A 15525-nucleotide genomic window follows, 5' to 3' on the forward strand; every position below is an offset into this window, starting at 1 on the left:
AAATAAATATAAAGTGCTATTATATGTATTGTGATTAATACAGTTTTCGAAAAGAGGTAATACAGTGAGTGCAAAAGGATCAGAAATCATTGTTGAAAGTTTAGAAAATCATCGGGTGCCTTATATCTTTGGGATTCCCGGTGCAAAAATCGATGGCGTATTTGATGTGTTGAGTGATCGGGGACCAGAGTTGATTTTGGCGCGACATGAACAAAACGCGGCATTTATGGCACAAGCAATCGGTCGCCTGACAGGAGAGCCAGGAGTCGTCATTGCGACAAGTGGACCAGGAGCCAGTAATTTAGCGACTGGGTTGGTCACGGCAACTGCCGAAGGTGATCCCGTCCTGGCACTAGCAGGCCAAGTGAAGCGTTCTGACCTTTCAAAATTGACCCACCAAAGCATGAATAATGCGGCATTGTTTGCGCCGATCACGAAATTCAGCAGTGAAGTCCAAGATCCTGAAACCCTTTCTGAAAGTATTGCCAACGCCTTTCGCATCGCAAAAACAGCGAAAAAAGGGGCGAGCTTTTTATCCATTCCTCAAGATGTGACAGATGGAACCGTTCAAGGGGCAGCGATCAAACCTCTATCTTCGCCTAAATTAGGCAGTGCCGATGCAGAAGATATCCAGGCACTCGTCGATCGGATCAAAGAAGCCAAACTGCCTGTCCTACTCTTAGGGATGCGGGCTTCAGGCGTGAAAGAAACACAAGCGATTCGTCATTTAGTTGCAAAAACTGGGTTGCCTGTCGTAGAGACCTTCCAAGGCGCCGGGATCATTTCTCGTGAATTAGAAGAGCATTTCTTTGGCCGCGTCGGCTTGTTCCGCAATCAGCCTGGTGATATGCTGTTGAAACGCAGCGACTTAGTGATCGCTGTGGGGTACGACCCGATCGAATACGAAGCTCGCAACTGGAATGCGGAAAAAGATGCCCGCGTGATCGTCATCGATGAAGTACCGATGGAGATCGATCCATTTATGCAGCCAGAAGTTGAACTGATGGGCAGTATCGCGAAAATTATTGAACAACTATCAAAAGCCATCGATCAGTATCACTTGACCGAAGACGCTCAAAACTATTTAACGACGCTGCAAACCAAACTCAATGAAAAACCAGCGGATGTCGAAGGCAGCAACAATACCTTGCATCCCCTGGAAATCATTGATGCTTTGCAACAAGAAGTGACCGATGACATGACGGTGACGGTGGATGTCGGCAGCCACTACATTTGGATGGCCCGTCATTTCCGCAGCTATGAGCCAAGGCACCTGCTCTTTAGTAATGGCATGCAGACCTTAGGAGTCGCTTTGCCATGGGCGATCGCTGCAGCGCTCGTTCGACCAAATACTCAAGTGATCTCTGTATCTGGCGATGGTGGCTTCTTGTTTTCTGCCCAAGAGTTAGAAACAGCCGTCCGTTTGAAACAAAACATCATTCACTTGATTTGGAATGACGGTACCTACAATATGGTGAAATTCCAAGAAGAGATGAAATATGATCGTGCTTCTGGGGTTGATTTTGGACCAGTTGATTTCGTGAAATATGCCGAAGCATTTGGTGCCAAAGGCCTACGGGCAACTACCAAACAAGAATTGATGGCAGCCATCGAAGAAGGCTTTGCAACGGATGGTCCAGTGATCATTGATATCCCTGTGGATTATTCAGACAATGCCGATCTTGGCAAAACGATCCTACCTGATCAATTTTATTAAGACCAAAGGAGCATCAAGATGAAAGTGAAAAACAAAAGTTATTTATATCAGCATGGCACCCTAGGTGGGTTGATGCAGGATTTAATGGATGGCACGGAGCAAATCGGAAAAATGCTTGAATATGGCAATTTTGGGATTGGTACTTTGGCTGGTTCCAATGGTGAAGTGATTATTTTAGATGGTGAAATCTACCATGTAGACGAGTCGGGCAAGGTACAAGTGCTCCAAGGAAATGAAGGAACCCCCTATGCGGCAGTCGTTGATTTTTCTGCGGCGAAGCACCTGCAGGTCAGCCAAGAAATGACCGATGAAGAAGTGAAAAACCAAGTCCTGACAGAAGTCAGCCCGAATTTGTTTTCCGCTGTCAAGATTCATGGGGTATTTACCAAGATGCACGTCCGCGTTGCCCCAAAGCAAGAAAAACCGTACCCAAAATTCATTGAGATCATCCAGTATCAGCCGGAATTTCAAGCAGAAGATATCAGCGGAACGATCGTCGGGTTCTTTACCCCGTTGTTGTTCCACGGTGCTGCGGCCGCCGGTTTCCATTTGCATTTTATTAGTGATGATCGCACATTTGCTGGTCATGTCTTAGACTTTGAAGTGGCAGCTGGTGAAGTCGAATTGATGGAACTAGCCGAATTTCGTCAGCATTTTCCTATCGACAACCAAGACTACTTGCAGCGGGAGATCGATGTCGCAAAAATCGCCAAGGATATTGAAGCTGCCGAATAAGTAGCAGGCAGAAAAAAATAATTGATCGCCAGTAGAGTGGTCTCGGATCGAATTGAGCGCAAAAGTAGCAGTGAAGCCAACGCTTCACTGCTTTTTTTGTGCTTCCTTCTAATCGTGAGGGTTGCTGCAAAAACCTGGATACTTCGATAAAAAAGCTGGGAAATAGTCAAAAATCTGAAATAATTCTTATTTATGAGCAAATAAATTGATATATTTGAAGAATAATGATAATTTTTGTACTAATTAGAAGTATTTTGTTGAGAGTAATTACACTTGACTGATTTTATAGAGAAAAGAGGAAGGATATGAAAAAAGAGTTGACGACTGCGCAAGGAGCCAGTGTAGCGGATAACCAGAATTCTTTGACGGCGGGGCGCCGTGGACCAGTGTTGATCCAAGATGTCCATTTGCTAGAAAAACTGGCACATTTTAATCGTGAGCGGATTCCCGAACGAGTCGTTCATGCGAAAGGTGCGGGGGCTCATGGTGTCTTCCGAGTAACAAACGACGTAACGATGTACACGAAAGCGGCTTTTCTTTCAGCCATCGGTAAAGAAACAGACCTGTTTATTCGCTTTTCAACGGTTGCCGGAGAACTGGGGTCTGCGGATACGTTGCGCGATCCTCGGGGGTTTGCGGTTAAATTTTACACGGAAGCGGGGAATTATGACCTCGTGGGAAATAATACCCCGATTTTCTTTATTCGTGATCCGTTGAAATTTCCTGATTTTATCCATACCCAAAAAAGAGACCCGCGAACGCACTTGAAAAATCCAGAAGCGGTGTGGGATTTTTGGTCCCATTCACCGGAATCCCTCCATCAAGTCAGCCTGTTGATGGGGGATCGGGGGTTACCGGCAACCTTTCGCCATATGCATGGGTATGGGAGCCATACATTTGCTTGGATTAACGCAGAGGGGGAACGCTTTTGGGTGAAATATCATTTTCGGACGGATCAAGGCATTATGAACATGAGTGCAGCGCTCGCAGCAGAACTTGCGGGAAGCAATCCTGATTATCATATTGAAGATCTATACAAAGCAATCGAGGCAAAGGAGTATCCTTCTTGGACACTCTATGTTCAAATCATTCCCTTTGAAGAAGGCTGGTCAGCTGCCGTCAATCTTTTTGATGTGACCAAAACAGTCTCACAAAAAGACTATCCGCTGATTGAAGTGGGACGCATGACCTTGAATCGCAATCCAGAGAACTATTTCAACGAAGTCGAGCAAGTCACTTTTTCACCGGGCAATATCGTTCCAGGGATCGATTTTTCACCGGACAAACTATTGCAAGGTCGGCTGTTTGCTTATGGTGATGCGCATCGTTATCGAGTTGGACCCAACAGCAGCCAGTTGCCGATCAATGCGCCAAAAGCGCCTGTCCATAATCACCAACAGGACGGTTTCATGAATACCAAAACGAATTCTTCAGGGATCAATTATGAACCGAACAGTTTCGATGGCATCAAAGAAAACCCGCATGCCAAGGGCATCCACTATTCGTTAGAAGGAGAGATCGGTTCCTTTGATTACGATGAAGACTATTATAGCCAAGCAGGTGATTTTTATAGTTTGCTCTCAGAAGAAGAACGAACACGTTTAATTCAAACGATTGCGGGAAGTTTGGGACAGGTTCAAAATCAACAGATCAAAGAACGGCAGGTCATGCATTTTTACCGTGCGGACCCAGAATACGGCAGACGAATCGCTGAAGCGATCGATGTGAACATTTAAGAAAGGAGGAAAAAGAATGTTACTTTTACATGTAGTTTTTGGTCTTTTATCTTTTGTCGGAGCAATGATGCTGGGGGTGGCCTTTAAAGGGCAGCTGCGAGAGCTTTCAAGGCTTCAGCAATGGGCAGTCGGTTTGAGTTATACGGGCACGCTGTTGACGGCGATTTTGGGGATCTTGTCTGCATCTTCTCATCCAATCATCGTACTCATGACCCTCGTAGGCGCACTGGCTTTTACGAAACGGACATTTTTAAGTGCAGATCAATCCAAAGAGCAATGATTGCTGATAGTAGCGGCGTAGAAGGAAAAAGCGTACTTGATTCATTGGAAAAGTCCCATATAAAGCTGCTTCCACTAAAAAAGAACAGCTTTATATGGGAGGATTAGTCAGGCGTTCGTTTAAAGGCGACAAGGAAATATCAATTCTCTTTCTTTGGAGAAGCGGCGTGAATGATTGGAATTACTACGTATTATCAAGAACGACCAACCGCAAAATTCTCGGATTGATTCGATTCAAAAGATAATTCCAATCGGCAGCGTCGGGTATTGATTTTAATAAGACACTTTCAACATCCAGTAAGTATTCAGTGGCGTATTCGGAGTAGTTAGTAATGAGAAAATTAATGTTTTTTTCTTTTAAATACTCGTGGGAGAGTTCGTTTGAATCAGGGTAGTACATTTCATGATAAACGCCAAGATATTTTCGGATAATACTTTCGGCGTACTCACAAACATACTCGTTACCTTCAAAAATAACAGCTATAGTTCTCCGTGTGCCCCAATTCTCTTCAATGATGGCTTCCATGTGGAAGGTGAGACTTGCACAAAAATCATCCAAATGGTCGAAAGAATAGAGTGTTTTCACAAGAGGATGTGAGAGCAAAAACTGGCGATTTTTTTTATATTCAGCCGCAAATTTTTCTTTGACGAAAGCATTCAAATCATCGATGTTGACGTTCATCGTTGGCGATAACAACTCACGAAGCTTGAAAATAGTGAAGAATGACTCTAACCAAAGCAAATCTTTTTGTTCATCAAAGCTGTTGCCGCGATTTTGGGCATAGAAATCAGCAGTGATCTGTTTGATCGCGGGCCAGTGGTTATAGTTAAGACAAAACACTTTGCTTGTTTCTAGATCGGTGTTGAGTTTGCGACGACAAATGATGCAAGTCAAAAGATAGATTGCTTCTTCTTGAGGAAACTCAAAGGTAAAATAACGCTGGATAATCTTTTTAAGGTCCTCATAATTTGAAAGTAAACCATTTTTTTTAACTAACTCGCTTAGTTCTGGAGAGGGGGCAGCAAGTAAACCGCGTTTGCTGCGCTCCACGCTAATATAAAGGATATAAGCAAAATAAGAAAACGAAGAGCTCTGTAAGGCCTTCGTTTCCAAAAGGTCAGTGATTTCCATCACCGCATCTTGTACATGGATCGAGGGAAATAACGTGTGGACATTAATGTCAGACTCGTAGTAAAAAAGACAGAAAAATTTTCGTATATCGATCTCCGAACCTGCCAAAGAGACGGGATCCGTTTTGATTTTTAAACAGAAAGGGGATAAAAATGGCTGTATTTTCCGGAAGTAGCTGATCAGCGCTTGTTCAGAAATATTAAGCGTTAAGCTCCAATCAAAGAGGGTTTGCTGCTCATCATAAAAAATACTTTCTAAAATCTGGAAAATCGGTTCATCTTTTATCAATTCTTGCTTTTGCTTTCGATACCTATCATGATCGATTTCTTCAAAAAGATACCCGATTTTTGCTGTATGGATCGCCATAGCCCCTTTAAAATACTCTCGCAAGCTAGCAATGTCAGTAATCAACGTACGCGTACTGCTCTCGGTCACTTCAGCGAGTTCTCCCAGTGTACGGGAGGGACTTTTCTCAAATTCATTCAACAATTGCAGCCAGCGAATCAACGTGCGGTTTCGCATGAAGTTTAATTGAAATGTTTTCATGTCAGCCTCCAACAAAATAAGTTTAAATAATTATAGCATAATCATTTACACAGAGAATGAAACGTTCAACTGTTAGGCGTTCTTGCCACAGTGCCTTGAAGGCTCTGACTACCAGCAAAACATTTCCGGGAATATCAATCGTTCACGGTAAGTATAGCAAGGACCTGAGAAACCAATTGCCAAAAATCATACATAAAGGAGGAAAAAGAAATGGACCGTCGAATTATTTTTTTAGCAAGTACCTATGTTGTATTGGGGATGGTGAAGGTTCCACTGGCTTTTCCTCATACAGAACATTCTTTTGGTTCCCAAGTCAATATAGTAAAAAACATGTCCGATTTTGCTGATCGATCCGCCGATGCTGCTTCTTTGATTGATGAAAAACATCCCGAACACGAAAATGACTTCTCCGCAGAAAGAGCGAGACCATCTGTCGAGTCCTTCCAGGGAATCATGCTAGAGGAGGTTTTTGAGAAGGGAAAGATGGCACCAGCTTCCCAAAAGATGACCGATCAGATGATGCGAAGCAACTACCCGACGACGTATCACGGCCAGCTCAGCATGATGTTATCTGGAATCGCTCTTTATGGTCAGCGAAGGGAGGAGGCATCCATTTGTGTTTCCAACGTTTTTGAATAAAAAAGATCAGCGTAAGCTGAATGTATACAAAGAACTGGAGCATGCGCCCTTCATGACAAGATCAAGGGAGCAATTAATGGATCGTTTCGGCATGTCTCCATTTTTAGTAGGCAAAATAGTGGAAGAATTAGCTGCTGATTTCGTTCAGTTTGGCTTACAAAAAGAAGTAGCACTCAGCTGGGACGGGGAATCAATTGAACTGCACACGAATGGTCGATTTACTTCTGAGCTCCTCTTTTCTTATTACGCTGAGGAATCGATCAAATTTTCACTGTTTACGGCCATTTTTTGTGAACAGCTGCATTCCATCAACAGCTTTGCTTTGGACCACTTTTTAAGCCATACAACCGTCTACAATGAATTTAAGGAGCTGAAAAAAGCGCTGCAGGCATTTGCGATCGACATCAATAAAGAGTTTAAGTTAGTAGGGGATGAATGGCGCATCCGAGAAGTTGCCTTGCTTTTTTTTAGTATGATGAAGCGCTTAGACCCATTACGGACCCTTCAGAGCGCGAAAGAAATCAATCATTTTGCGCAACTCTTTTTCGGGTCAGCTTTTTCCGATAACTATTCTTCGTCTCTGGCTTTACGATTGAAGATATATTTAGGGATTGTGACGGTTCGAATTCGAAATCAGCATTATTTAGCGAAACTTTCAAACACTTCTTTAGCAAATCAAGTGGCGAGCCAGAAACTCCCAACGATACAAACATGGTTGCGCAGTAGAAAGACCATGGAGGAAGATTTCATCAAACAAGAAAGTCTCGGATTGTTAAACTATTTGATTGTGGAAGGTTGGCTTGAGGAGGAACGGTTCATGCAAGACTCTTGCCCAGAGATTCTTCGCCTCAATCAGCTGTTTATGGATTTTTTGACGCCACGATTGAAAGAAAACAGTCGCCAATATGAGGTTCGCCTAAAAGATCAGCTAATGAAGATCCACTATGAGTTGGTTCATTTTCCTTTGTACGTGAAATACAAGTATACGATGACGGAGGTGACGTACTTTTTCGAAGCGTATCCTGAATATGTGGAATGGTGTCGGACATTTTTGGAAAAAAATAAAAAGGAGCAGGTTCTATGGGAAGCAAAGGAATTTTTATTTTATCGTTACTTGCTCTTACTAGTTACCACGATTCCGATGAATGAAATTATTGAACCATTGTATGTCTGCGTCGACTTTTCATTCGGGGAAGCCTACAATCACTTTATTAAAGAATCGATTTCCCGTATCGTCAATCTGAATATTTTATTCCAACGTAGTCCCACGTTGCAAACCGATTTGATACTTTCGGATATTGTTTTGGCAGAAAACAGCAGCATCGATCAAGTTTGCTGGTTAACACCACCAAGGCCGACAGATTGGGCGATTCTCACAGAAAAAATCCTCGATTTGCGAAAAATGAAGTACGAATAGGGAGGCACTCAGTACAAGATTGAAAGCAAAGGACAAAAAAAACGATTGAAACACTGTTGTTCAACTGGCAGCCACCCATTTGAAAAACAGTGTTTTTTTCTGATGACGCCAGAGGATCTTAGGCAACACAAAAAAATTGCTGAAGCCGAGGATCGACAATGCGTTGGATGCAAAACGTGGTCCTTTATCAGTAGACCCATTCTTCCAACAACTCGTTCTCTTTGACAAGCAAGGGAGTCATTTGCTTGAGTCGAAAAAACGAAGCGTAGTATAATAAAAGAGAATTGATATTTATTTACTAATTGGATGGCAAGATGTTTTTTCAATAGAGGTTGTTAAGAGGAAAAAGGAAGAGAAAGGATTTCGCCTATGAAGCATTCGCAAAAAGGGGTAGCGCTTCTTTTGGTTTGCGGACAACTTTTAGCTGGTGTGCCAGTTTCAGCTGCGGTTGTTGCATCGGAAAGTACGATCGTTGCCCAAACATCAGAAACAGCTGCACAAGCAAGTGACAGTAGCAGCACAGAAGTGACTAGCGAAGAAACTGCTCCAGCAGTGGAAGGACAAGTGTCCGATTCTGAGCAAGGATCGGCACCTGTAGAAAGTGTACCAGAAGGATCTGAGACAGCGCCGGAGGGAACAGAGCAAACCGAAGAACCGACCCCAGTTCCCCAACCGACCCCAGAGCCAGAGCCAGAACCAGAACCAGAGCTACCGAGTAAGCCAGAGCCTTCTCAGCCAGAAGAACCAACGCCAGCACCCAAACCAGAAGAACCAACACAGCCTGTAGCGCCCAAACCTGAAACGCAGCCAGAGAAGCCCAAACCGTCAAAACCTGTAGAAACGAAACCGACACCAGAAGCAAACAGTGAAGCAAGTCAAGCAACACCGGCGGCTGTGTCACCGATCATGCCACCAAGTACCCAAGCACCAAGCGGGCCAAGTCAATCCGATCCGACACCGCAGCAAGGCAGCGAAACGAGCTTGACGGTCACACCAGTAAAAGAAGTGTGGGATTTTATCCAAGAAATCGGCGAAGATGCCCGAGAAATCGGCTTGAAAAATGATTTGTACGCTTCTGTCATGATTGCCCAGGCTATTTTAGAATCAGGTGGCGGGCAAAGCAGACTGAGTCAGGCGCCATACTTCAATCTCTTTGGCATCAAAGGAACCTATCAGGGACAGGGTGTCGCTTTTCGGACACAAGAAGATGATGGTTCGGGAAATCATTATACAATCACAGCAACTTTCCGCCAATATACTGGCTACAAAGAGTCATTGATGGACTATGCTCGCTTGTTGAAAGAAGGGGTCGGGCAGCAGTCTGATTTTTATAAAGGCGTATGGAAATCAGAAGCGGCTTCTTATCAAGAGGCTGCCAGCTATTTGACTGGTCGGTATGCCACAGATACGACGTATGATCAAAAGCTGAAAGCATTGATCGAAGCCTATGCGTTGACCCGTTATGATCAGAAAAAACCTGATGTGACCGTAAGTGAGACGTATCTTTTTCCTGTTGAAAAAGCCGTTGTCACTTCTACTTTTGGTCCACGTTGGGGAAGCTTTCATCGAGGTGTTGACTTTGCCGCAGCGTTTGGGACCCCAATCCTGGCGAGTCAATCTGGAACGGTCATCCGTTCAGAGGTACATCCTTCTTGGGGGAATTATGTAGCGATTCTCCATGAGGACGGGATGACGACACTCTATGCCCACAATCAACAGAACCTTGTAAAGGTTGGCCAACAAGTGAAACAAGGAGAAACGATTGCCCTCATGGGCAGTACAGGCAATAGCACAGGAGCACATCTGCACTTTGAAGTCAGTGCATCGCCTAGCTTGAGCCAAGCGCAATTGGTCGATCCAATCGCTTTTTTAACAAAATAAGAATAGTCAAAAAAGAGAGTATCAGAGATGCTTTCTTTTTTTTTTGCCTTTTTTTTGAAATTATTGGAACAGCAAGTTTTTAAATTTTTTTTCAAGAAAATAAAAAAAAAGTTTAAAAAAAGCGTAAGACGATTTTATATAATTTTCACATAACAATAACAGTTGCTATTCCAAGCTAGTTTAGATGGAACGTGGTTGTGATTGTTATCAAAGAAGTGAGAGAGGAGGATGAGCTATTGCTTCAAAGAAATTAAAGAAGAGCATTGTTTTTAGTTTGTGCCTGTCTGCACTACTGCATCCCTTATTGACGACGTCAACTCTCCAAGCTTATGAAGGAGAAACGGAAGTTTTAAGTGAGCAGGTCGATCCGCAAGCAACAGGAACACCCGATTCGGAAAATTGGCTGCCTAGCAGTGAGACTGATGATACCGCCAGTGATGATCAGTCAGAGCAGGTGTTGCAGCCAGAGACACAGGAAAGCAACTCAAACAATGATAAAAGCAGTCAAGAAGCACCAGAAAATGAAACGGATGAGTTTTCTCAGCTGCCGTCAGAACCAGAAAATGATGACCTTGAAACGGTAGAATCAACCGATTCGTGGGAAGAACCAGAAGATTCGGAAGAACCAGAACTTTTTTCTGAAAATGAAGCTGTTCTGCATATTACGATTGAAAACCAGCAGCATCTCCGAGCAGTTTTATTAGGAGAAACTTACACGTTAGGGAGCGGCAGCAGTCAAAATTACAGCTCAATTGATGATGAGACCCATCTTGTACTGACGTTCCTCCAAAGTCTGCAATTGACCGAGCCGATTAGCGGAATCGCCAGAAAAGCCATCACATTTGCTGGCGGCAATGAAGGAGTCACCATTTCCCAAGCAGCTGCGCAAAACAATACTGAAAACACGATGGTCTTTCTTGGTGCACAACGACTAGAATTTGAGAATCTGACCTTCTCAAATATTACGAGCGCCGGCGGACTTGTTCAAACGCAAGGATCGGTAAACCTGTTGTTTACGAACGTGAATTTTGTGAGCAGCAATGCGACTGGTCGATTCAGTAGCAACAATCAAGCGACGATCACCTTCACGGGGAATAATCGCTTAACGACTAGTACAACAGCGATTCCCGTATTCTTTTCTGCCAATCGGATCATGGTCAATGATCATTTTCACGCAACGATCGCCGGCAGCGGATCGAATCCATTTTTCGAAGCGAATCAAATTGTTTTTGCAGAAGAAGCCGATTTTCGCTTGGAAAAGAACAACAATGCCAACAATGGCGCAGTCGTTCGGCTAACAGGCAGTGCGCCTGTGATGACGCTGGGACAAGACAGTCACGTCTACGTCCGACAAACAGGAATGTTTGTGACGGTAACGAACACAACACAAGACAGCATCGTTCATCTGGAAAACGGTGCGCACTTCGACGGTGGGTTAGGCCAAGGATTTTCGGGAAACACTACATCAACAATTGGCGAACTGCACTTAGCCAGTCGTAGTAAACTAACTTTTAGTGAATTTGGCTCTGTGTCTGCTTTTCCAGCAATCAATATCGGACGAGTATTTAAAACTGAAGCAGCCTCGTCAGAAGCTCAAGCAGTCACTCTTGAGGGGAATCGCTCCGGAGGAACAACTGGGGCATTTGTTCACTTGCGAAGTGCCAATTCAATTGCTGAATTAGGCAGTCACACGAAAACGACGATTCAACAACAAGGCCCCATGTTTACAGGGGTCGCCACCAGTACGATCACCATCGGCGACCATGCCGTGATCGATAATACCCATAGTTTTGGCTTCAACGGGAGTGTCAATGTCAATGCGATCGATATTGGGAATCACGTTTCATTGAACATTCAAGAACCGACAAATGCAACGACAGGTTCCGCCTACAATACCTTTTTTGCTAGAAGCCGTTTTACGGTCGGCGAGCACAGCAGCATTAGTGTTCCACGACGAAGAACGGTTAGTACCTTAACAACAAATGCTGTGATCCGCTTAAACCTTGCTGGCGGCAGGATCGTCTTTGGCAAACACAGTACACTGGAAGCAAACCATCGCGGCGCTTTGCTTCATGCGCAGCAAGCCGAAGTTGTTTTTGAGGAAAATAGTCGTGTCGAAGCGGCCCTGAGCAGAGGGGTCACCAACGGCACTGCAGTCAGAAACTTCACCTTGAAGCAAGGGGCGGAAATGGTGCTTTCAGAGCACACGGCCAATCAACAAGCTGTAGCAAGATTCAATGTGCAAAGTAGTTTTCTGATGGAGCGAGGAGCCAAACTGACATCCACCCGCAGTTCTACAGGAACTCAGGGCATGGTGCAGTTTTCCTCGGCTAATGCCCGTTTTGTGACAGAAGAAGAGGCGCAGATCCATCTAACGCAAAGAGGACCATTGGTCATTGGAAATACCTCCTCGGATGCCTTCATAGGGGCGCGATCAGAAGTGACGCTCAATACAACAAGCGGGTTTACTGGAAATACAACGATGCGTCGTTTAGACGTAGGACCAGGTGCGAAGATCAACGTGACTGAACCGTCTACTAGTGCACTGAATCTGCAATATTTTACCTTTACCACAGAAATTTTGATTCGAGAAGAAGCGGAAGTGACTGTCACACGAACCAGCAATGTGAATGGTCCAGCCTTTCGCTTAACCGGATCAAGTTCACGCTTTACGACATTAGAGGGAAGTAAATTGACAGTCAGTCAATTAGGAATGGCGTTGCGTGGGGTAACAACGACCGATGTATCTCTTGGGAAGCGTTCCATCAATACGATCCAAACGGGTTGGGGGTTTACCGCCAATTATACAATTCGTTCGTTCGTCTTAGAAGATCAAGGAACGTATCGTTACACACAGCCAACGAGTGGTAGTACCGCGCCGGCTGTAGGAACCAATTACGCTTCTATTCGAGTCGCACAACGCTTTGTACTTGGAGAAGAGGCAGATTTTCAAGCAACGAGAGCGAGGACGACTGCGGATTCACGTTTTATTCTATTGAATTCAGCGAATTCTACGGTCTTCCTTGGCAAAAATTCTACATTCGACATTAGCCAATCGGGTGGCGTTTTCCAAGTACAGGCCACCTCAACCTTGACTTTAGACGAGGGCGCTAAGCTCAATGTATTGACGGAACGTGGGTTGAATACAGCGACTGGTGGTGCTGGTGGTTTCAATCTAACCAATGCTTTTGGGACGATCAACGTTGGGAAAAATGCGGAGTTTATTGTCAGAGATGGCTACCAAAACCAACGAACGACAGCAGAATTTACGAATCGGCCCTTAGTAAATGTTGGTCGTACCTTTAATGTTGGAGAAGATGCAACGGTGTTGATTGAAACGACGATCAATAAATCCCTGTCAAGTGCGGTGCTGTTTTTCCGACAAGCGAATGCCCAGTTGAATCTATCGAATGTAAAATCTTTCGAATTAGCGCATCCAAGTGCAGTGTCGGGGGGAAGCAACGGCAATCTGCAACGGTTGATTCGTTCCCAAACAAACTTCTTAGCAAATGGGCTACGCATCAATGTGATGCATCAAAAACTCACGCTATGGCAAGGGGCGAATCAGACAGCCGCTTCGTCACCAGCTGAAGAGTTTATTAATCTGTCTGGTGTGTTCCGTATCAACAGAAATAATGGGACAAATGCGAATGGGTTGCCAGCAGGCGTCTGGTCAGGCGCAATGAATGCTGTTTCGCAGGCTTTTCTGATGACCGCTGAATCAGTAACGGGGTCAGTGACCTCCACTGGCAATAATACACCGATTGAAACGGCGATCGCCCGCAACAATTTTAGTCGGTTACGCTTTTCTGAACCGGAAGGCTTGATGGCTCGGATCGATCCCTTGAGTGACCAATCCACGGAAATCACCGGGTTCATGTATGAGGATGCTCAAGCACGAATCACTTATCAGAATACTGAGGGAGAAACGGTGATCATCACCAATGAGACGGTTTCTGAAAGTGGCGAACGCATGATCCAATGGGGAGATTATCGTGATGAAAATCAGTTTTATCGCTACTTTACGATCAAACTAGCAGAAAATGAACGGTTAGAAACGGGCAGCAAGCTGAATGTTTTTCTTACAAAACCGGACCACGATTTTTACATTGATATTGATGTAGAAGTAACCGTCATCCAAGGGGTAGAATACCAGGCATTTAACATCACCCTCGATCGGCAGACGATCAACCAATTGGGCACGGAAGAAGAATTGCATAAATTGATTGTCGAAGAAAGTGAAGCTTCGGCACGCGATGTACTAAGCGATGCAGATTTGTCTGAAGAGATTCGTCTGGCGAAAACCAATCTAACAACAGACGTGACGGAAGATGGTACGTATTTTGCCGTATTAGAAGTCGGTAGAAAAACCTATGAGTTTACGGTTGGGATCGATGTTACAAGTAGTTTAGAGCAACTGTCCGTGCGGATACCGACTCGCATGCTCTTTGAATCAATGTATGACAGTCAAGAAAGCAATCGTGTCTTCACGAGCCCTGAATACGAAATCCGCAACAACTCGTATGTAGGGGTAGATGTCAAAGTCAACCGACTAATTCTTGAAGATTCTGCTGGGATCGTACTGTTGAAAGAGGAAGAAGATCCATTGGATTATGCTGAGCCAGATCCAGACTCGGAAGAAGAACACCCAATCTTGACAGAACAAGATATTTCGCAACCGTTGTTGGCGTTGAATTTAATGACAGAGCAAGCGACGGTTCGCCTATACGATCAGATGCCTGAAGCGGACTTGCTTTCCATGCCTGCCCGCAATCAATCAGCGATGACCTTAGGCGGAACCTTTTACGGCAATTACCCGCTTTGGATCGTTGATTCAGAATACGAAGAAGGCGGGTACTACGAGGACAATCTACGCCCTCAATATCGCTTTGTTTTAAGATTCGTTCCTAAATAATACAAAGGAGTGGTTGTAATGACAATGGAAAATCCAAAGAGAAATAAGCTGTTTTTCCTTTTGTTACTGCTCTCCTTTCTGGGCGGTATCGGTTTTTATTACTTGAATCAGCAACAAGTGAATGTTCCTGTGATCAGCGCCGATCTTTTACCGGAAATCGGCGATGCTTCCGATCGTGAAGTAGCTGAAAGAGCGCAAGAGGTAGCAGATGCGAATTATTTTACGCTGACTATCAATCCTTCTGCGGTTTTTGAAGCAGGCGATCGCGAAGGATCCATTGAGATCATCAATCCGGCAACTAATGTCTATCCGATCGCAGTGGATATTCATTTAAATGAAACCGGAGAAATGATTTATTCTTCGGGTGCAATTTATCCAAATCAGCAGATTTTGACTGCTAAGCTTGCTCAACCCTTAGAAAAAGGCGAATATGCAGCCACAGCAACAGTCAACATTTATGACCCAGAAACACATGAAAAACAAGGAGTCACAGAAGCAGCAATAACGATAAAAATTCAGAATTAATTG

At 44.4% G+C, this 15525-nt stretch carries 10 protein-coding genes; 9 read left to right on the forward strand and 1 reads right to left on the reverse strand.

The window, feature by feature from the left end:
• Positions 1-64 precede the first annotated feature (64 nt).
• The 4 genes from alsS (at position 65) to IGJ44_RS00900 (ending at position 4468) form a co-directional block, all read left to right on the forward strand.
• Positions 65-1717, forward strand: coding sequence for an acetolactate synthase AlsS (alsS, locus tag IGJ44_RS00885; protein WP_005232673.1), 1653 nt, complete (start codon positions 65-67; stop codon positions 1715-1717).
• Positions 1718-1735: 18 nt separating this feature from the next.
• Positions 1736-2452, forward strand: coding sequence for an acetolactate decarboxylase (gene budA / locus IGJ44_RS00890; RefSeq protein WP_430606039.1), 717 nt, complete (start codon positions 1736-1738; stop codon positions 2450-2452).
• 305 nt (positions 2453-2757) lie between these two features.
• Positions 2758-4188, forward strand: a complete 1431-nt coding sequence (locus tag IGJ44_RS00895) for a catalase (RefSeq protein WP_430606040.1) — start codon at positions 2758-2760, stop codon at positions 4186-4188.
• 16 nt (positions 4189-4204) lie between these two features.
• Positions 4205-4468 carry a hypothetical protein gene (locus IGJ44_RS00900; RefSeq protein ID WP_005232670.1) on the forward strand — a complete coding sequence of 88 codons (264 nt, stop codon included), beginning with the start codon at positions 4205-4207 and terminating at the stop codon, positions 4466-4468.
• A 183-nt stretch (positions 4469-4651) separates the two neighbouring features.
• Here IGJ44_RS00900 and IGJ44_RS00905 read toward each other — a convergent pair whose 3' ends face one another.
• Positions 4652-6145 carry a helix-turn-helix domain-containing protein gene (locus tag IGJ44_RS00905; RefSeq protein WP_167826610.1) on the reverse strand — a complete coding sequence of 498 codons (1494 nt, stop codon included), beginning with the start codon at positions 6143-6145 and terminating at the stop codon, positions 4652-4654.
• 210 nt (positions 6146-6355) lie between these two features.
• On the opposite strand from IGJ44_RS00905, the gene IGJ44_RS00910 reads away from it, so the two are divergent.
• The 5 genes from IGJ44_RS00910 (at position 6356) to IGJ44_RS00930 (ending at position 15522) form a co-directional block, all read left to right on the forward strand.
• Entirely contained in the window at positions 6356-6784 is a 429-nt protein-coding gene (locus IGJ44_RS00910) for a hypothetical protein (RefSeq protein WP_167826611.1), read from the forward strand.
• On the forward strand, positions 6762-8201 hold the full coding sequence (locus IGJ44_RS00915; protein ID WP_430606042.1) for a helix-turn-helix domain-containing protein: 1440 nt from the start codon (positions 6762-6764) through the stop codon (positions 8199-8201). The genes IGJ44_RS00910 and IGJ44_RS00915 overlap by 23 nt, the downstream gene beginning before the upstream one ends.
• Before the next feature lie 369 nt (positions 8202-8570).
• Positions 8571-10082: a peptidoglycan DD-metalloendopeptidase family protein gene (locus tag IGJ44_RS00920; RefSeq protein ID WP_167826613.1), complete on the forward strand. Its 1512-nt coding sequence runs from the start codon at positions 8571-8573 to the stop codon at positions 10080-10082.
• Between the two features lie 304 nt (positions 10083-10386).
• On the forward strand, positions 10387-14997 hold the full coding sequence (locus IGJ44_RS00925; protein ID WP_430606043.1) for a hypothetical protein: 4611 nt from the start codon (positions 10387-10389) through the stop codon (positions 14995-14997).
• An 18-nt stretch (positions 14998-15015) separates the two neighbouring features.
• On the forward strand, positions 15016-15522 hold the full coding sequence (locus tag IGJ44_RS00930; RefSeq protein WP_074536629.1) for a hypothetical protein: 507 nt from the start codon (positions 15016-15018) through the stop codon (positions 15520-15522).
• Positions 15523-15525: the final 3 nt, after the last annotated feature.

The organism is Enterococcus sp. DIV1368d, assembly GCF_050542975.1.
Taxonomy (GTDB): domain Bacteria; phylum Bacillota; class Bacilli; order Lactobacillales; family Enterococcaceae; genus Enterococcus_D; species Enterococcus_D casseliflavus.

Bases quoted from the DNA above. Each gene is read 5' to 3' on its own strand.
- budA (WP_430606039.1), top strand. From the start codon at position 1,736: ATGAAAGTGAAAAACAAAAGTTATTTATATCAGCATGGCACCCTAGGT.
- IGJ44_RS00895 (WP_430606040.1), top strand. From the start codon at position 2,758: ATGAAAAAAGAGTTGACGACTGCGCAAGGAGCCAGTGTAGCGGATAAC.
- IGJ44_RS00900 (WP_005232670.1), top strand. From the start codon at position 4,205: ATGTTACTTTTACATGTAGTTTTTGGTCTTTTATCTTTTGTCGGAGCA.
- IGJ44_RS00905 (WP_167826610.1), bottom strand. From the start codon at position 6,145: ATGAAAACATTTCAATTAAACTTCATGCGAAACCGCACGTTGATTCGC.
- IGJ44_RS00910 (WP_167826611.1), top strand. From the start codon at position 6,356: ATGGACCGTCGAATTATTTTTTTAGCAAGTACCTATGTTGTATTGGGG.
- IGJ44_RS00920 (WP_167826613.1), top strand. From the start codon at position 8,571: ATGAAGCATTCGCAAAAAGGGGTAGCGCTTCTTTTGGTTTGCGGACAA.
- IGJ44_RS00930 (WP_074536629.1), top strand. From the start codon at position 15,016: ATGACAATGGAAAATCCAAAGAGAAATAAGCTGTTTTTCCTTTTGTTA.